The organism is Nonomuraea sp. SBT364, assembly GCF_001083785.1.
Lineage (GTDB): Bacteria > Actinomycetota > Actinomycetes > Streptosporangiales > Streptosporangiaceae > Nonomuraea.
Window position 1 is genome coordinate 106,211 of sequence record NZ_LAVL01000003.1, and the last position, 17,690, is coordinate 123,900.

Below are 17,690 nucleotides of genomic sequence, written 5' to 3' on the forward strand. Positions count from 1 at the left end.
GGCGGGCAGGTATCCTCACGGTGTCGGGAGGGTAGCGGTGCGGTAGCCGCAGCCCTGAACCGTCCAGCCACAGGGAGCCTCAGTCCGTGAGTGTGCCGCGCCCGGCAGCCGTCGTCGTCCTCGCCGCCGGCGAGGGAACCCGGATGAAGAGCCAGACCCCGAAAGTCCTGCACGAGCTGTGCGGCCGAGCCCTGGTCGACCACATGCTCGCCGCCGCCCGCGACCTCGGTCCCGAGCGGCTCATCGTCGTCATCGGCCACGCGCTCGAACGTGTCGGCGCCCACCTGGCCGAGACCAGCCCGGACGCCCGCGCCGTCGTCCAGCGTGAGCAGCGCGGCACCGGCCACGCGGTCCGCACCGTGCTGGAGGAGGTCGGCGCCATCACCGGCACCGTCCTGGTCACCTACGGCGACGTGCCGCTGCTGCGCACCGAGACCATGGCCGAGCTGCTCCAGCGGCACGAGGCCGACGGCAACGCCGTCACCGTGCTCACCGCCGAGGTGCCCGACCCCACCGGTTACGGCCGCATCGTCCGCGACTCCGGCGGCGCCGTGCTGGAGATCGTCGAGGAGAAGGACGCCAGCCCCGAGCAGCGCGCCATCAAGGAGATGAACTCCGGCATCTACGCCTTCGACGGCGAGCTCCTGGCCGACGCCGTCAAGCGGGTGTCCACCGACAACGCCCAGGGCGAGGAATACCTCACCGACGTGCTGTCGATCCTGCGCGGCGACGGCCACCGGGTCGGCGCGCACGTCGCGGGCGACCACGCCGAGGTCGAGGGCGTCAACGACCGGGTCCAGCTGGCCCTCGCCCGCAAGGTGCTCAACCAGCGCCTGCTGGAGGGGCACATGCGCGCCGGCGCCACGATCGTCGACCCGGCCAGCACCTGGATCGACGTGGGCGTCACCATCGAGCCCGACGCCGTCATCCACCCCGGCACCCAGCTCCACGGCAGCACGGTCATCGAGGCCGGCGCCGAGGTCGGCCCGGCCACCACGCTCACCGACACCCGGGTCGGCGCCGGCGCCGTCGTGCGCAACGCCGTCGCCGACAGCGCCGAGATCGGCCCGGAGGCCAGCGTCGGCCCCTACTGCTACCTGCGCCCCGGCACCGTCCTGGGCCGCAAGTCCAAGGCCGGCACCTTCGTCGAGATGAAGAACTCCCAGGTCGGCGAGGGCTCCAAGGTCCCCCACCTGACCTACGCGGGCGACGCCACGATCGGCGACGACGTCAACATCGGCGCCGCCGTGGTCTTCGTCAACTACGACGGCGTCACCAAGAGCCGCACCATCGTGGGCGACGGCGCGTTCGTCGGCTGCGACACCATGCTCATCGCCCCGGTGACGATCGGCGACGGCGCCTACACGGCCGCCGGCTCCGTCATCGACGGCGATGTGCCGCCCGGCGCGATCGGGGTGGCGAGAGCGCGTCAGCGCAACATCGAGAAATGGGTCTTGCGCAGGCGCGCGGGCACGAAGTCGGCAGCGGCGGCCGAGCGGGCGCTGGCCGAGCAGCGACAGCAGGAGAGCAGCAGTGACCAGCATTAAACAGCCGGGCGAGAAGAACCTCATGCTCTTCTCCGGCCGGGCCTATCCGGAGCTGGCCGAGGAGGTCGCCGAGCACGTCGGCGTCTCCCTTACCCCCACCAAGTTGATCGACTTCGCCAACGGCGAGATCTACGCCCGCTACCTCGAATCCGTCCGGGGCTGCGACGCCTTCGTGATCCAGAGCCACACCGGGCCCATCAACCAGTGGATCATGGAACAGCTCATCATGGTCGACGCGCTCAAGCGGGCCTCCGCCAAGCGCATCACCGTGGTCATGCCGTTCTTCGGCTACGCCAGGCAGGACAAGAAGGGCCGAGGCCGCGAGCCCATCACCGCCCGGCTGATCGCCGACATCTTCAAGACCGCCGGCGCCGACCGCCTCATGTCGATCGACCTGCACACCTCGCAGATCCAGGGCTTCTTCGACGGCCCGGTGGACCACCTGTTCGCCATGCCGGTGCTGGAGAGCTACCTGAAGAACAAGCTCGACCTGGCCAACACCACGATCGTCTCGCCCGACACCGGCCGCGTGCGGCTGTCGGAGCGCTGGGCCGACACGCTCGGCACCCCGCTGGCCTTCATCCACAAGCGGCGCGACCTCGACGTCGCCAACTCGGTGAAGGTCAGCGAGGTCGTCGGCAAGGTACGCGGCCGGACCTGCGTCCTCATCGACGACATGATCGACACCGCCGGCACCATCTGCAAGGCGGCCGACGCCCTCTACGAGCAGGGCGCCACCAACGTGATCACGGCCGCCACGCACGCGGTGTTCTCCGACCCGGCCGTCGACCGGCTGAAGAACTCGCGCATCTCCGAGGTCATCGTCACCAACACGCTGCCGCTGGCGCAGGCCAACCGCTTCGACAAGCTCACCGTGCTGTCCATCGCGCCGCTCATCGCCCGCGCCATCACCGAGGTGTTCACCGACGGCTCCGTCACGAGCCTGTTCGAGGGAGACACCTGAGCCGGTAGGCTGTGAGGGTTGCGCTCGTAACGCCTTCCGCTAGGGCGGGTGAGGGGGAGCGCAAAACCCCATCGATCTCTGCATCCCTAGGAGATGTCGTGTCTGAAGTTCGTATCGCCGCCGAGCAGCGCACCGAGTTCGGCAAGGGCGCAGCGCGCAAGATCCGCCGCGCCGACAAGGTGCCCGCCGTTCTCTACGGCCACGGCATCGACCCCAAGCACCTGACCCTGCCGGGCCACGAGGTGCTCCTCGCGCTCCGCACGCCCAACGTGCTGATCCGCCTCCAGGGTGAGGGCGTGGACGAGCTCGCGCTGCCCAAGGGCGTCCAGCGCGACCCGATCAAGGGCTTCGTCGAGCACGTCGACCTGCTCCTGGTCAAGCGCGGCGAGAAGGTCACCGTCGAGCTCCCGGTCATCGCGGTCGGCGACGTCAACCCCGACGGCCTGTTCGACCAGCAGCTCATGAGCATCGCCGTCGAGGCCGAGGCCACCCACATCCCGACCGGTGTCGAGGTCGACGTCGAGGGCCTGGAGGTCGGCGCCTCCATCACCGCCGGTCAGCTCGACCTGCCCGAGGGCGCCACGCTGATCGCCGACCCGGACACCCTGGTCGTCCAGGTCATCGCCAAGCAGGCCGAGGCCCCGGCCGAGGAGGCCGAGGGCGAGGAGGCCGAGGGCGAGCCCGCCGAGGCTTCCGCCGCCGAGTAACGATCCCGGTCACGGGGCAGCCGGCGTGCCGGCTGCCCCTTTTCCGCTTGAGGGGAAGCACATGGACCGCTGGCTGATCGTCGGGCTCGGCAACCCCGGTCCCGAATACGCGGGCAACAGGCACAACGCGGGCTTCATGACGCTCGACGAACTGGCCGCCAGGGCCGGCGGGCGGTTCAAGGCGCACCGCAGCCGCGCCGAGGTGCTGGAGACGCGGGCCGCCGTGCTCGCCAAGCCGCTGACGTACATGAACCTGTCCGGCGGGCCGACCAAGGCGCTCGCCGACTTCTACAAGATCGGCCCCGACCGGCTCATCGTGATCCACGACGAGCTCGACGTCCCGTATGGGGCGCTGCGCGCCAAGCTGGGCGGCGGCGACAACGGCCACAACGGGCTCAAGTCGATCACCAAGGTCCTCGGCACCCGCGACTACCTTCGCGTACGGTTCGGCATCGGCAGGCCGCCGGGCCGGATGGACCCGGCCTCGTTCGTGCTGAAGGGCTTCGCCACCGCCGAGCGCAAGGACCTGCCCTTCCTGGTCGACCGGGCGGCCGACGTGGTCGAGTCGCTCATGGAACGCGGTCTCGACGTCACGCAGAACGAGTTCCACCGCGCCGATCTGAACATTTCCGGCCCTCCACGCTGATCCCCTCATAGCGTCGTTCACGCTTTGCCTGGCTGCACGTAGGGCTACGCTCTAGTGACTTTCCGTTGACGAACGTCACCTGGAGGCTGCGTGCAGGACGGGTTGCTGACCGTCGCCGGATCCGGGCCCAGCGCCGCCTGGCGGGCCGGGCCGCGCGTGCCCGGCTGGGTGCGCGCCTACCAGCTCCGGGCGATGGGCGCCGACCTGCTCGCCGCCGGCATCGGCTCCGCCGCCGCGTTCTGCTTCCGGTTCGGCCAGCTCAGCGCCCACGCCCTGCCCTACCTGATGGTCAGCGTCGCGCTGCCGGTCGTGTGGCTGTGCGCCGTCGCGCTCAACCGGGCCTACGAGCCGCGGCTCATCGGTGAGGGCTCGGAGGAGTTCCGCCGGATCGTGCGGTGCGGGGCCGCGCTGACCGCCCTGCTCGCCATCGGCTCCTACCTGACCAAGGCCGACGTGGCCCGCGGCTACGTGGTGCTCGCGCTGCCGCTGGTCACGCTGCTCACGCTGGCGCTGCGCCATGGTCTGCGGCGTTCCCTGCACCGGCGGCGCGAGCGCGGGGCGTGCCTGCGCCGGGTGGTGGCCGTGGGCCACGCCGCCTCCGTCGACGAGCTGGTCCGCCTGTTCCGCAAGGAGCGCTACCACGGCATGGAGGTCGTGGCCGCCTGCCTGCCCGACGACGCCGCGCCCGACAGCGTGGCCGAGGTGCCCGTCGCCGGCCACTTCAGCGACGTGCCGCTGGTCGTCGAGCAGGCCGGCGCCGACACCGTGGCCGTGCTCGCCTGCCCCGAGATGGACGGCCTGGCGCTGCGCCGGCTGGCCTGGCGGCTGGAGGCCACCCAGACCGAGCTCGTGGTGGCCCCTGCGCTCATGGAGGTCGCCGGGCCGCGCACCATGATCAGGCCGGCCGCCGGGCTGCCGCTGCTGCATGTCGAGCATCCCGAGCTGACCGGCGCCCGGCAGCTCGTCAAGAACGTCTTCGACCGGCTGATGGCCGCCGCCCTGCTCGTGCTCCTCGCGCCGCTGCTGGCCGGGCTGGCGATCGCCGTCCGCGCCACCAGCCCGGGCCCGGCGCTGTTCCGGCAGGTCAGGATCGGCAGGGACGGCAAGCCGTTCACGATCGTGAAGTTCCGCACGATGCGGCGCGGCTCCGAACATCAGAAGATCACCCTGGTCAGCGAGGGCGACGGCCCGCTGTTCAAGATCCGCAACGATCCCCGGGTGACACCGCTCGGCGTGATTCTGCGCCGCCACTCGCTGGACGAGCTGCCCCAGTTGCTCAACGTGCTGCGCGGTCACATGTCGCTGGTCGGGCCGCGTCCGCCGCTGCCGGAGGAGGTCGCCGGTTACGGTGACGACGTGCGCCGGCGGCTGCTCGTGCGGCCCGGGCTGACGGGGCTGTGGCAGGTGAGCGGCCGGTCGGATCTGTCGTGGGAGGAATCGGTCCGCCTCGACCTGCGTTACGTGGAGAACTGGTCCCTCATGCTGGACCTGCAGATCCTGTGGAAGACTTGGTCGGCCGTCGCACGCGGGCAAGGAGCTTACTGATGACGATTCGCGACGACCACGCCCTCGCCGCCGACCTGGCGACCGAGGCGGGGGAGCATCTGCTGGAGGTCCGCGAGCGCGTGGGGTTCGGCGACCAGGCCGCGCTGAAGGCCGCCGGTGACCGGGCCGCCCACGTGTTCCTGATGGAGGCGCTGGCCAGGCTGCGGCCCAGCGACAGCGTGCTGTCGGAGGAGGCCACCCGCGAGGAGCGGCTCGACCCGCGCCGGCTGGCCGCCGACCGGGTGTGGATCGTCGACCCGCTCGACGGCACCCGCGAGTTCTCCGAGGAGGGGCGCGCCGACTGGGCCGTGCACGTCGCGCTGTGGGAGCGCGGCACGCTGAGCGCCGGCGCCGTGGCGCTGCCCGCCCAGGGCCGCACGCTGAACACCGCCGAGCCGCCCAAGCTGCCCGCCTACGACGGCGGCCGCTTCCGCATCGCGGTGAGCCGCACCCGGCCGCCGGAGTTCGTGCAGAAGCTCGCCTACCTCGCCGGCGCCGATCTGGTGCCGATCGGTTCGGCCGGGGCCAAGATCTCCGCGGTGCTCACCGGTGAGGTCGAGGCATACGTGCACGCCGGCGGCCAGTACGAGTGGGATTCCGCCGCGCCGGTCGCCGTGGCCCTGGCCGCGGGGGCCCACGCCAGCCGGGTCGACGGCTCAACCCTGACCTACAACCAAGGCGACCCCTCCCTACCGGATATTCTGGTTTCCCTACCGGACTTGGCGTCTACCCTGCTCGCCGGGATTCGGGACCTGCACCGCTAAAAACGCCCCGAGGAGAGCGCACATGCTCCAGCGCGACTACACGACGTCGCAGCTCGACGTACTCGAAGCCGAGGCCATCCACATCATGCGCGAGGTGGCTGCCGAGTTCGAGCGCCCTTGTCTGCTCTTCTCCGGCGGCAAAGACTCCATCGTCATGCTCCGCATCGCGGAGAAGGCGTTCTGGCCCGCGCCCATCCCGTTCCCGCTCATGCACGTCGACACCGGCCACAACTTCGACGAGGTCATCGAGTTCCGCGACCGCCGGGTCGAGGAGCTGGGCGCCAAGCTGGTCGTCGCCTCGGTCCAGGACTCCATCGACCAGGGCCGGGTCACGGAGCAGACCGGGCGGCGCGCCTCCCGCAACCGCCTGCAGACCACCACCCTGCTCGACGCGATCGAGGAGCAGCGCTACGACGCCGTCTTCGGCGGCGCGCGGCGCGACGAGGAGAAGGCCAGGGCCAAGGAGCGGGTCTTCTCCTTCCGCGACGAGTTCGGCCAGTGGGACCCGAAGAACCAGCGGCCCGAGCTGTGGAACCTCTACAACGGCCGCATCGCCCAGGGCGAGCACATCCGCGTCTTCCCGCTGTCCAACTGGACCGAGCTCGACGTGTGGGACTACATCAGGCGCGAGGGCATCGAGATCCCGTCGATCTACTTCGCCCACACCCGTAAGGTGTTCGAGCGCGACGGCATGCTGCTGCCCGACGCCGACGTGGTGCAGCGGGGCGACGACGAGCCGCTGTTCGAGGCCGTGGTCCGCTACCGCACGGTGGGCGACATGACCTGCACCGGCGCCGTGCAGTCCTCGGCCGCGACGGTCGAGGAGATCATCGAGGAGATCGCGGCCACCCGGATCACCGAGCGCGGGGCCACCAGGGCCGACGACCGCGCCTCGGAGGCCGCCATGGAGGATCGCAAGCGGGAAGGCTACTTCTAGACCGATGGACATTCTGCGTTTCGCCACGGCGGGAAGCGTCGACGACGGCAAGTCCACCCTCATCGGGCGGCTCCTGTTCGACTCCAAGGCGATCTTCGAGGACCAGCTGGAGGCCGTCGAGCGCACCTCGCGCGACCGCGGCACCGAATACACCGACCTGTCGCTGCTGACCGACGGCCTGCGCGCCGAACGGGAGCAGGGCATCACGATCGACGTGGCCTACCGCTACTTCGCCACGCCGCGGCGCAAGTTCATCATCGCCGACACGCCCGGCCACATCCAGTACACGCGCAACATGGTCACCGGCGCCTCCACCGCCGACCTGGCCATCATCCTCATCGACGCCCGCAAGGGCGTGCTGGAGCAGTCGCGCCGGCACGCGTTCCTCACCTCGCTGCTGCGCGTGCCGCACCTGGTGCTGGCCGTCAACAAGATGGACCTGGTCGACTACTCGCAGGAGCGCTTCGAGGAGATTCGCGAGGAGTTCACCGCCTTCGCCTCCAAGCTCAACGTCAACGACCTGACGTTCATCCCGATCTCCGCGCTCAACGGCGACAACGTGGTGTCCCGCTCCGAGAACATGCCCTGGTACCAGGGCACCTCGCTGCTGCACCACCTGGAGAACGTGCACATCGCCTCCGACCGCAACCTCACCGACGTGCGCTTCCCGGTGCAGTACGTGATCCGCCCGCAGCGGGCCACCGACCACGCCTTCCACGACTACCGCGGCTACGCCGGCCAGGTGGCGGGCGGCGTGCTCAAGCCCGGTGACGAGGTGGTCCACCTGCCGTCGGGGCTCACCACCCGGATCGCCTCCATCGACACCTTCGACGGGCCGGTGGAGGAGGCGTTCCCGCCCATGTCGGTGACGCTGCGGTTCGAGGACGATCTCGACATCTCGCGCGGTGACATGATCGCGCGGCCCAACAACCAGCCCAACGCGGCCCAGGACCTGGAGGCGATGGTCTGCTGGATGGCCGACACCTCCAAGCTGACGCCGCGCTCCAAGCTGACCATCAAGCACACCACGCGCACCGCCCGGGCGCTGGTCCGCGACCTGCAATACCGCCTCGACGTCAACACCCTGCACCGGGACGAGGAGGCCACCTCGCTGGGCCTCAACGAGATCGGCCGGGTGACGCTCCGGGTGACGCAGCCGCTGTTCGTCGACGACTACGGGCGCAACCGGCTCACCGGCGGCTTCATCCTGGTGGACGAGACGACCAACAGCACGGTGGCGGCAGGGATGATCATGGAAACTCGCTGATCTTCTCCTGGACGGCCGGGCGCGGGGTTCTCCGCGGCCGGCCGTTCCGCGTTAGGTAGATCATTTTCCGTTCCTTGGTCGAACGATTACTCTCCGCGCTAGTCTCTGCACGTTCCGTGTTGGCGATGCGAGAGACCATCCCCTTGAGCGATCCGCGCGTGATCTTCCTTGGCGGCCTCGGCCGCAGCGGCACGACGCTGCTCGAACGGCTCCTGGGCGAGCTGCCGGGCGTCGTGCCCCTGGGCGAGGTCGTCCATCTGTGGGAGCGGGGCGTGCTGGCCGACGAGTCGTGCGGGTGCGGCCGCGCGTTCAGCGTCTGCCCGTTCTGGGTGCGGGTCGGCGACAAGGCGTTCAACGGGTGGACGTCCATGCTCGCCGAGCGGGTCGTGGCGCTGCGGCGGCGGGTCGACCGCACGCGCCGGATGGCTCGCATCGCCCACGCGGACCTGCCGGAATACGTGCGGGCCTACCGGCGCGTCTACCGGGCGGCGGCCGAGGCGGCGGGGGCGCGGGTGGTGGTCGACTCCAGCAAGCACGCCTCCCTCGCCTACTGCCTGGTGGAGGCCGGGGTCGACGCCCATGTCGTGCAGGTGGTGCGCGAGCCCAGGGCCGTCGCGCACTCCTGGAGCAAGAGCGTGGCCCGGCCCGAGGACGGGCGGCCGATGACCCGCTGGGCCCCCCTGCGCACGGCCGTCCACTGGAACGCCCAGAACCTGGCACTCGAAGTGCTCGCCCGGCGGGGGGCGCCCGTCACGCGGATCCGCTACGAAGACCTGCTGGCCGCGCCGGAGGCGACGCTGACGGGGCTGGCCGGGGCGCTCGGGCTGGCCGAGTTCCGGCTGCCGTTCCTCGACGGCACGACGGCCTACCTGACCACCAGCCACACCTCCTCGGGCAACCCGATGCGGTTCAAGGTCGGGCGCGTCGAGCTGGCCAGGGACGACGCCTGGCGGCAGGGGCTCCCGCTGCACCATCGCGGCCTGGTGGCGGCCCTCACGTGGCCGCTCAGGGCGCGTTACGGCTACGGGAGGGCGACGGCATGAGCCGTCCCGTCGGCGTGGTGATCCCCACCCGGGGCGACCGGCCCGCCCTGCTGCGCGAGGCCGTCCTGGCGGCGCTCGCCCAGGACCACCCGGTCGACGTGGTCGTCGTCGCCGACGGCGTGCCCGCCGAGACTGTGCGCCCGCAGGTGCCCGGCCACGACCGGGTGCGGGTGGTGGGCAACCGGCTGAGCCCGGGGCTGCCCGGGGCGCGCAACACCGGCATCGCGGCCTGCGACACCGAGCTGGTCGCCTTCTGCGACGACGACGACCTCTGGCTGCCCGGCAAGCTCGCCGCCCAGGTGCGGCTCGTCGAGACCGGCGCCGAGTTCGTGAGCTGCGGGATCGAGGTCGAGTACGGCACCCGCCGGGTGACGAGGCTGGCCGGGACCGACCGGGTGACGGCCGCCGACCTGACGCGCTCGCGCATGGTGATGGTGCATTCCTCGACGTTCCTGTTCAGGAGGGGCACGCTCTGGGTCGACGAGAGCGCCCCCGCCGGCCAGAACGAGGACTGGGACCTGGCGCTGCGCGCCGCCGGGCGGCACCCGATCGCCTGCGCCGACCGGCCGCTCGTGCGGGTGCGGTGGGGCGCCTCCCACTACGTCGCCCGCTGGGCCGACCGGATCGCCGGGCTGGAGTGGATGCTCGCCCGGCACCCCGATCTGGCCGTGGATCCACGCGGCGCGGCGCGGATCTACGGCCAGCTCGCCTTCGGCCACGCGGCACTCGGCCACCGCCTCGACGCGGCGCGCTGGGCGGGCCGCGCCCTGGCCGCCCGCCTGGGCGAGCCCCGCGCCCCCATCGCCCTGGCCGTCGCCGCCGGCCTCGTGCCCGCCTCCCGTGTCCTCGCCCTGCTGCACCGCCGGGGGCACGGCATTTGACCCCCGTCCCCTCGCCTACGGATCTCACCATGCCCCTGTCCCGTACGAACGCCATGCCCGAACTCCGCACGGACCTGCCGTCCACGCGATCCCGCAGGGTGGTCGTGGGCGGGGTGGGGGTCGACCCGTTCACCGAGGCGGAGGTCGTCGCGTGGGTGACGGCCGAGCTGGAGGCGGGGCGCGGGGGGCACATCGTCACCCCCAACGTGGACATCTGCCGGACCCTGGCGCGCGACGCCGGGTTGCGGGAGCTGGTGCGCGGGGCCGAGCTCGTGGTGGCCGACGGGATGCCGCTGGTGTGGGCGTCGCGGATCTCCGGGACCCCGGTGCCCGAGCGGGTCACGGGCGCGGACCTGGTGTGGTCGCTGAGCGAGCAGGCCGCCCGCCGTGGATGGCCCGTCTACCTGCTCGGCGGGCCGCCCGGGGCCGCCGAGGGGGCTGCCGGTGAGCTGGTGGGCCGCAGTCCCCGGCTGGAGGTGCGCGGGGTGGACACGCCGCCGTACGGGTTCGACGCGCGTCCGGCCGAGCGGGAGCGGGTGCGGCGTGCCGTCGTGCGGGCGCGGCCCCGGCTGGTGTTCGTGGGCCTCGGGTTCCCGCGTCAGGAGTTGCTGATCTCCGAGTTGCGGCGAGACCTGCCCGATGCCTGGTTCCTGGGGTGCGGGGCGGCGATCGCGTTCGCCGCCGGGATGGTGCCGCGGGCGCCCGGCTGGATGCGGCGCGCCGGGCTGGAGTGGGCGTTCCGGCTGGGCGCCGAGCCGGGGCGGCTGGCCAGGCGTTACCTGGTGGACGACCTGCCCTACGCGGTGCGGCTGCTGCTCGACGCCCGGCGCGGTGTCACGGCACGGCGGTCAGGGCTCTGATCCGGGCGATCTCCGGCGGGGTGAGGCCGCGGGCGGCGGTGCGGAGGGCCAGGCGGGAGTCCATCGGGCGGTAGGCCGTGCGCGACAGCCCCGACCAGGCGAAGCCCCGGTCGACGCCGGCCGGGGCCGTGCAGGCGCGGGTGATGCGGCGCTCGGCGGCCGGGGTCCAGGTGAGGCCGGCGTGCTCGTACAGGGCGCGGAAGCCGGGCAGCGGGTCGGCGGCGAGGTCGTCGTAGGACGTCACGAGGATGCCGGGGACGCCCGACAGGATCGAGCGCGTCACCCGCCACAGCGCCGCCGCCTTGGCCAGCCGGTCCTGGGAGCCGACCAGCGGGCGCAGGAGCTCCACCTCGGGGTGGTCGCGGACGAGCAGGGGCTGTTCGAGCAGTTCGTGGAAGTAGACGGTCCAGCCGAGCCGCCGCCAGCTCGCCACGAACGCCACCGGGTCCCGCACCAGTGCGATCACCCGGCAGCCCAGCCGGGCGGCGAACCAGCCCGCCGACAGCACCGCGAACGGGTCGTCCAGCAGCGCCCGCCGCCCGGCCAGCCGCCCGAACCCGAACGCGGCGCCGTAGCGGATCATGCGCGCCACGTCGTACGGCGAGCGGTTGGCCCGCAACTGCGCGCCCCAGCGGTAGCGCAGGGCGGTGGTGTCGCGGAAGGCGGGCAGCCAGGCAGCGGCGTTGTCGTCGCAGATGTACTGGAAACGGTGGGTCACCTCGGCGCGCAGGACTCCGGGGCAGCGGCCGGGCGGGTGCTGCGGGTTGAGCGGCTCGTTGACGTAGACGAGCTCGCCGCCGGCGGCCAGCATCTTGCCGGTCCAGCTCGTGCCGCTCCTGGGCAGGCCGGTGACCAGCACGGGAGCGCTCACGCCGCCGCCCAGGCGCGGAAGCGGAGGGCGGCCAGGCTGTGGCGGCCGAAGGGGCGCAGGCCGTAGCGGTGGTGGAGCTGCCAGAGCGGCAGGGCGTTCTTGACCAGCAGCCCGCCCGCCCAGCCGAGCGCCGCGCCGAGCGCGCCGTGGGCCGGGATGAGCGCCAGGTCCAGCAGCACCGTGACGCCGATCGCGGCCAGCAGGTTGAGCAGGCTGCCGGTGGTGTGCCCGGCGGCGGTCAGCACGACGTCGACCATGCCGCACGCCGTGGCCGCCATCATGGCTGCCGCGAGCACCAGGGCCACCGGCGCGGCGGTGTCGTAGCCGGCGCCGAACAGGTCCAGCAGCCAGGGCGCGAGCGCGGCGTAGCCGAGCCAGACGGGCCACGTCAGCAGCACCAGCCACATGGTCGTGACCTGGTAGAGCTCCCTGGCCCGCACCAGGTCGCCCTCGGCGAGCGCGGTCACCAGGCGGGGCTGCACGGCACGCGAGAGGCCCTGGTTGGCGAGCTGGCCCACGATCTTGAACCGGGTGGCGGCGGTGTAGACGGCCGCCTGCACGGGCCCGCCGAGCACGGCCACGAGCACGATGTCGAGCCGCTGGAACACGGCCTGGATGGCGCCCGCCGCCGACCGGGGCGCGGTGTGCCGCCACAGGTCGCGGCCCGTCCCCGGCAGGTACGGCGCCCTGGGCGCCCGCCCGCGCAGCGCCAGCCCCGCCAGCACGGCCACGAGCAGGTACGGCGCCGCCCAGGCGAGAGGCAGCGCGGAGGCGTACGTGAAGGCCGCGGCCGTGACCAGGACGAGCTGGCCCACCGGCAGCACGATCCCGTCGAGCAGCACCGTGGGCCGCATGGCCCCGAACCCGCGGGTGGCCGCGAGCAGCACGTCGGCCAGCGCCATCGCCGGCAGCGCCCAGGCCAGCGGCCCGAGCTGCGGGTACAGGACCAGCCCGGCGCCCGAGGCGGCCACCACGACGGGCACCACGGCCGCCCGGACATAGCCGGAGACGCCCAGGTAGCCATATGTCCCGGCCCGCGCGATGAAGTAGACCAGCCCGTTCCCCGCGTCCAGCTTGGCCACCCCGGCCGCCATCAACGCCAGCGCGGTGACCATGAAGAACTCTCCGGCCCGCGCCGGGGGCAGCCCCCTGGTCACCACCACCACGAGCGCGAACTGGGCCAGCGCCCCCACCGCCGCCCCGGCCAGCCCGGCCGCCCCGCTGCGCGCCAGACCGGTCACCGCCACGAGGGCTCACCGCCCAGCCAGCGCACCAGCCGCGCGTCGTCCTCCTCGAAGCGGTCACGCAAAGCCCGCCGCACCGACTCGGGCAGCGGTCTCGGCAGCGCCCGCCCGTTGTGCCGCTCGAACGCCGGATAGCCGATCCGGGGCACCCCCAGGAAGTCCAGCACCCGGTCGTAGGCCTGCTCGGGCGCGGCGAAGAACCGGTGACTGTCGAGCACCAGGATCCGCTCCCGCCCGAACAGCGGCTCCAGCCGGTCGAGCTGCGCGGCGTAGCGGCCCCGCGCCAGGTAGGCGTGGTGCTGGTGCGAGTGGTGCACCGAGTGCGGCCGGGCCCGCAGGCTCTCCTCGGCCCCGGCCAGCCGGGTGTCCTCCAGTTCGAGCGCGTACTCGAAGCTGGACTCGGTCTCGTACCCCCGGGCCAGCTCGTGGGCGTGCGCCGAGCACGCCCGCTCGACGGGATCGCGCACGAGCACGATCAGCTTGACCCCCGGCAGGTCGGCCGCGATCCGCTCGCCGGCCAGCGGATGGAACAGGTAGTAGGGCGACGACTCGAACGCCTGGGGCCGCGCCCCGAACCGCCGGGTCAGCAGCGAGGTGCCCACGCGCAGCGGGAAGTGCCCCCGGTACCACGACAGCCCGCGCCAGTAGGCGGTGTCGAAGTAGTGCACCCCCTTGTGCAGCACCGGTTTGAGCAGCAGCGGGTGCTGCGCCAGCGCCCGGTAGAGCGAGGTGGTGCCGCACCGCTGCGCCCCGCTGATGAGGAACGACGGCAGGACCCGGGCTCCCGCGGTGAGCCGTCCGGCGCCGCGTGACACGGACAGCACCGGCTGCTTGATGGACTTCACAGGATCGGCTCCTCGTGGTCGATGAGCGGGCTGAGCCAGCGGTCCGGCGGCCCGAGCGGCTCGTGTCCGTCGGCGGCGTGCCGGTCGGCCAGCGCGACGAGGTAGAGCAGCGCCGTCCGCCTGGCCTGGGCGGCCGACAGCCCGTAGGGCGCCAGCACCCGCAGTGCCTGGGCGAGGCAGGCGCGAGCCGCGGTCGCCGGGTTCATCCGCCGCAGTGCCCGCTGGAAGAAGTGGTGCACCGCGTCGAACCCGTGCGGGACGCCGGTCGCGTAGCGCTCCCAGTCCCACACGAGCAGCCGCCCGTCGGCGGCGGGCGCCATGTTCCACGGCGACAGGTCGCCGTGCCAGGCGCCGTCGCCGGTGGCGGCGATCTCCTTGACGGCGCGGACGAGCAGCGCCTCCGGCACCCGGCCGTGCCGTACGGGCAGCGGTGACAGCGCGAGCACGCCGAGCCCGCGCCACGTGCCGTGGTGGAGCACGGTGGGCACGACGACGCTCTTGAGCGGCTGGTCGGCGAGTCGGCCGAGGACGGCGGCCTCGTTGTCGACCAGCGCGCGCGCCCGTTCGGTGTCGCCGATCTTCACGTACGCCAGCCGTGACCCCGCCGAATAGGCCTCCAGGACCGGCTTGCGGTTGGCCCGGCGCGCGGGCCGCACGTGCAGGACGGTCTCGACAGGCGCGCCGAACACCTCGCCCAGATGGGCGTCGATCGACCCTTCGGCGGACAGCATCACCCGCGGCCCCGGATGCCACCACCGGCGCGGCGCCAGCCGCCGGGGCAGGTACGGATGGGGCAGCACCGTGTACGGGCGCGGCGATCCGGAGCCCGGGTAGAGCAGGTCGAGGGTGTCGCCGAGATAGCGCAGCCGGATCCTATGGTCGTGCATGCGTGTTCCTCCACAGGAGGGCGAACGAGACGAAGTAGAGGCTCAGCGGCGTGACCAGCCCGTCGTAGACGAACATGTAGAGCAGCACCAGGCACATCACCAGCACGCCGGCCAGCCCGATCGGCGACCGGTCGGACCAGTGGCGGCGGATCGCCCCGGCGAAGAACGCCACGTAGAGCACGGCCCCGGTGAACCCCTGGGTGATGATCAGCAGCCAGAGCTGCCCGTCGGCGCCCAGCGGCGGATGGCCGCAGCCCGCGCACCAGCCGGTCTTGCCGGTCGTGATCGTGCGATGGTTGCCCATGGCGTTGCGGGTGTTGCCGTAGCCGGCGATGGGGGAGTGGGTGGCGGCGTCGATCGTGGCCGACACGGTGAAGGCGCGGATGTCGTTGGAGTGCGGATTGTCCAGCCGCTGGCTGACGAGCCCTGCCAGCGGGCTGAGCGCGAACACCAGCGCCGCCGTGGCCGCCCCGGCGCACAGCGCGATCCTGGTCCGGCCGCCCACCCGCACGATCAGGTAGGCCACGGCCAGCCCGAGCCCGATCCACAGGCCGCGGTTGAGCGAGTAGACGATCGGCACGGCGGCCAGCGCGACCAGCACCACGGCCGTCACCCGGCGGCGCCGCGAGCCGTACACCCACCAGCCGACCACGAACCAGATCAGCAGCACCGACACGTTGCTGCCCCAGGCGTTGGCCCACTCGTACGGGGCCTCCGGGCGCGGCATGGAGTAGCCGAGCACCTTCTGCGTCTGGGAGGCCGTCGGATGGATGAGGTTCTGCACGAACGGGTTGTCGGCCAGCCAGCCCGGCAGCACCATCTCCACCGGCGAGGTGAAGGAGAACCCGGGCGCGAGCAGCCCGAGCAGCCCGCCCGCCACGGTCGTCACGAACAGCACGCCGAGCATCCGCACCAGCCGCAGCTGCGGCAGCTCCCGCTCGGTGAGGTTGCCCAGGTAGAGCACCATGATCATGAGCGCCAGGTAGAGCGCCAGCCGCATCCCGTAGGCGACCAGCCGGCCGGCGCCGAGCTCGCCGTAGGTGCCGGGCGGCATCTCGCCCAGCATCAGCGCGCTCACCAGGTAGCCGGCGATCAGCAGCGCCCACAGCCCGAACCCGCGCGGCACCCGGACCGGCCGCCGCCGCCACAGGATGACCGCCATGGGCACGGCCAGCACGACCACCGACAGCCCGCCGAAGCCGAGCGCCCACCAGAGCGGATAGCCGAGCAGGAACGCGCCGACGGGCCAGGCGGGCCCTCTCACGTCGGCTTGCCCAGCGTGTTCATCGGGGTGGTCAGGGCGCCGCCCTCGGTCAGCTCGCCGCTCGCGACGAGCTTGCCGAGCGTGTTGGGCCGGCGCGTGTCGGGCGCCGGCGCGGGCGTCAGGTCCGTCGTCGTCACCGCGCCGATGACGGGCACGCCGTGCCGGTCGAGCTGTCGTACGGTGGCCGCGACCCGTTCGGCGGTGGCCTCGCCCAGCCCGATGAGCAGCACCGCGGCGTCGGCCCTGCCGAGGTCGCCCACCTCGGCGCCGTTGAGCACCGACAGCGGGGCGCTGGCGGCCAGCGGCGCGATCACGGACGCCGTGCCGAGCTCGGCCGGCACGGCCCTGACCAGGAGCCACTTGCCCGGGCACGCCGCGACGACGGCGGTGATCAGCTCGGCCGGCCGGGCCAGGTCGGCCAGCGCGGGCAGCCCGGTCAGCCGTTCGACGTCGGCGGCGGTGCGCAGCCGGGTGTCGAGCCGGTCGCGCACGCTCGCCGCGCCGGCTCCGGTGAGCAGCCCGGCCACGAGCCCGGAGGCCAGGTAGAGCGGCAGGCTGGGCGAGCTGGGCTCCAGCGGCGGCTCGGCCCGGCTGATGACCGAGCCGGGGGTCACCGGGACCGTCTTGAGCGCGTCGTACTTGAGCGTGAGGCTGTTGACCTGCCGGTTGAGCACGCCCTGCCGGTGGGCCGCGAGCGCGTGCTCGGCGGTGCCCCTGCGCAGCTCGCCGAGTTGCCCGATGACCTCGCCGAGGGCGGTGTTGACCTGCTTGAGCTTGGCGAGGATGAGCTTCTGCTGGGCGGTGATGGCGGCCTGCGCGCTGTCGGCGCGGTTGGCCAGGTAGGCCTCGGCGTAGGCGCGTGACTGGGCGGCGGCGGTGGCCGGGTCGGGCGCGGTGACGGACATGAGCAGGACCGCCGAGTTGGGCGGCACCGTGACCTCGACGGGCTCCGGCTCGGTGACCTTCGCGGCTTTCGCGGCCGCCGCCGCGACGACGGCGGACCGGGCGATCTGCGCCTCGGTGTCGAGGTTGAGCTGCTCGCGCTGCCTGCTGGTCACCTGGTTGCCCTGCTCGGGCACGCCCACCGGGGTGACCAGCACCTGGGTGGTGGCCGTGTAGGCGGGCGGGGTGAGCCTCATGAGCGCCAGCCCCATCGTGCCGCCTGCCAGGAAGCAGCCCAGGAAGAGCAGCCAGCGCCTGCGGAGCAGCGAGAGGTGCTCGCCCAGATCGGTGCCGGAGCGGTGGGCCGGGCAGTCCGGCGTCGAGCTCATGAGGCGCGTCTCCCTGGAATGCTTGCGGATTGTCGCGCTTCTGCGACTCTGCGTCACGTGCCGAGGTGTGCGCCCACTATAGGCGGGCCGGATATTACCCAGGTCGATTACCCAAGATTTTCTCCCGTACGGGCGACAATTCGTCCT

Annotated in this window: 17 protein-coding genes; 11 read left to right on the plus strand and 6 right to left on the minus strand. The window is 72.5% G+C overall.

Going from position 1 to position 17,690, the window contains the following annotated elements:
* Positions 1-86 precede the first annotated feature (86 nt).
* The 11 genes from glmU to ADY59_RS02895 all read left to right on the plus strand — a co-directional run bounded on the left by glmU (position 87) and on the right by ADY59_RS02895 (position 11,161).
* The gene (gene glmU / locus ADY59_RS02845) at positions 87-1,547 is read left to right on the plus strand and encodes a bifunctional UDP-N-acetylglucosamine diphosphorylase/glucosamine-1-phosphate N-acetyltransferase GlmU (RefSeq protein WP_049557174.1); all 1,461 of its coding nucleotides are present in this window, start codon (positions 87-89) and stop codon (positions 1,545-1,547) included.
* Positions 1,548-1,569: 22 nt separating this feature from the next.
* Positions 1,570-2,511 (plus strand): ribose-phosphate diphosphokinase, encoded by a 942-nt coding sequence (locus tag ADY59_RS02850; RefSeq protein WP_049557175.1) that lies wholly within the window; start codon positions 1,570-1,572, stop codon positions 2,509-2,511.
* Between the two features lie 98 nt (positions 2,512-2,609).
* Positions 2,610-3,218 carry a 50S ribosomal protein L25/general stress protein Ctc gene (locus ADY59_RS02855; RefSeq protein ID WP_049557177.1) on the plus strand — a complete coding sequence of 203 codons (609 nt, stop codon included), beginning with the start codon at positions 2,610-2,612 and terminating at the stop codon, positions 3,216-3,218.
* Positions 3,219-3,279: 61 nt separating this feature from the next.
* Positions 3,280-3,864, plus strand: coding sequence for an aminoacyl-tRNA hydrolase (gene pth, locus ADY59_RS02860; RefSeq protein WP_049557178.1), 585 nt, complete (start codon positions 3,280-3,282; stop codon positions 3,862-3,864).
* A gap of 192 nt (positions 3,865-4,056) precedes the next feature.
* Positions 4,057-5,409, plus strand: coding sequence for a sugar transferase (locus ADY59_RS02865; protein ID WP_156325261.1), 1,353 nt, complete (start codon positions 4,057-4,059; stop codon positions 5,407-5,409).
* Positions 5,409-6,173, plus strand: coding sequence for a 3'(2'),5'-bisphosphate nucleotidase CysQ (locus ADY59_RS02870; RefSeq protein WP_197093401.1), 765 nt, complete (start codon positions 5,409-5,411; stop codon positions 6,171-6,173). The genes ADY59_RS02865 and ADY59_RS02870 overlap by 1 nt, the downstream gene beginning before the upstream one ends.
* Positions 6,174-6,195: 22 nt before the next feature.
* Complete coding sequence (cysD, locus tag ADY59_RS02875; RefSeq protein ID WP_049557180.1) at positions 6,196-7,110, plus strand: sulfate adenylyltransferase subunit CysD; 915 nt, start codon at positions 6,196-6,198, stop codon at positions 7,108-7,110.
* A gap of 4 nt (positions 7,111-7,114) precedes the next feature.
* Entirely contained in the window at positions 7,115-8,377 is a 1,263-nt protein-coding gene (gene cysN / locus ADY59_RS02880) for a sulfate adenylyltransferase subunit CysN (protein ID WP_049557181.1), read from the plus strand.
* 125 nt (positions 8,378-8,502) lie between these two features.
* Complete coding sequence (locus ADY59_RS02885) at positions 8,503-9,420, plus strand: sulfotransferase (RefSeq protein WP_049557327.1); 918 nt, start codon at positions 8,503-8,505, stop codon at positions 9,418-9,420.
* Positions 9,417-10,301, plus strand: coding sequence for a glycosyltransferase (locus ADY59_RS02890; RefSeq protein ID WP_049557182.1), 885 nt, complete (start codon positions 9,417-9,419; stop codon positions 10,299-10,301). Before ADY59_RS02885 ends, ADY59_RS02890 begins: the two co-directional genes overlap by 4 nt.
* 29 nt (positions 10,302-10,330) lie before the next feature.
* Positions 10,331-11,161: a WecB/TagA/CpsF family glycosyltransferase gene (locus ADY59_RS02895; RefSeq protein ID WP_231618507.1), complete on the plus strand. Its 831-nt coding sequence runs from the start codon at positions 10,331-10,333 to the stop codon at positions 11,159-11,161.
* On the opposite strand, the gene ADY59_RS02900 is transcribed toward ADY59_RS02895, so the two are convergent.
* The 6 genes from ADY59_RS02900 to ADY59_RS02925 are packed head-to-tail and all read right to left on the minus strand — an operon-like array spanning position 11,136 to position 17,543.
* Complete coding sequence (locus ADY59_RS02900; RefSeq protein WP_049557186.1) at positions 11,136-12,032, minus strand: sulfotransferase; 897 nt, start codon at positions 12,030-12,032, stop codon at positions 11,136-11,138. The two genes, ADY59_RS02895 and ADY59_RS02900, sit on opposite strands and share 26 nt — an antisense overlap.
* Positions 12,029-13,279, minus strand: a complete 1,251-nt coding sequence (locus ADY59_RS02905) for a lipopolysaccharide biosynthesis protein (RefSeq protein WP_049557188.1) — start codon at positions 13,277-13,279, stop codon at positions 12,029-12,031. Before ADY59_RS02905 ends, ADY59_RS02900 begins: the two co-directional genes overlap by 4 nt.
* Positions 13,270-14,121 (minus strand): sulfotransferase domain-containing protein, encoded by an 852-nt coding sequence (locus ADY59_RS02910; RefSeq protein WP_049557190.1) that lies wholly within the window; start codon positions 14,119-14,121, stop codon positions 13,270-13,272. Before ADY59_RS02910 ends, ADY59_RS02905 begins: the two co-directional genes overlap by 10 nt.
* Positions 14,118-15,008 carry a hypothetical protein gene (locus ADY59_RS02915; RefSeq protein ID WP_049557191.1) on the minus strand — a complete coding sequence of 297 codons (891 nt, stop codon included), beginning with the start codon at positions 15,006-15,008 and terminating at the stop codon, positions 14,118-14,120. The genes ADY59_RS02910 and ADY59_RS02915 overlap by 4 nt, the downstream gene beginning before the upstream one ends.
* Positions 14,995-16,272: a hypothetical protein gene (locus ADY59_RS02920; protein WP_049557193.1), complete on the minus strand. Its 1,278-nt coding sequence runs from the start codon at positions 16,270-16,272 to the stop codon at positions 14,995-14,997. Before ADY59_RS02920 ends, ADY59_RS02915 begins: the two co-directional genes overlap by 14 nt.
* Positions 16,269-17,543: a Wzz/FepE/Etk N-terminal domain-containing protein gene (locus ADY59_RS02925; protein WP_049557195.1), complete on the minus strand. Its 1,275-nt coding sequence runs from the start codon at positions 17,541-17,543 to the stop codon at positions 16,269-16,271. Before ADY59_RS02925 ends, ADY59_RS02920 begins: the two co-directional genes overlap by 4 nt.
* Positions 17,544-17,690: the final 147 nt, after the last annotated feature.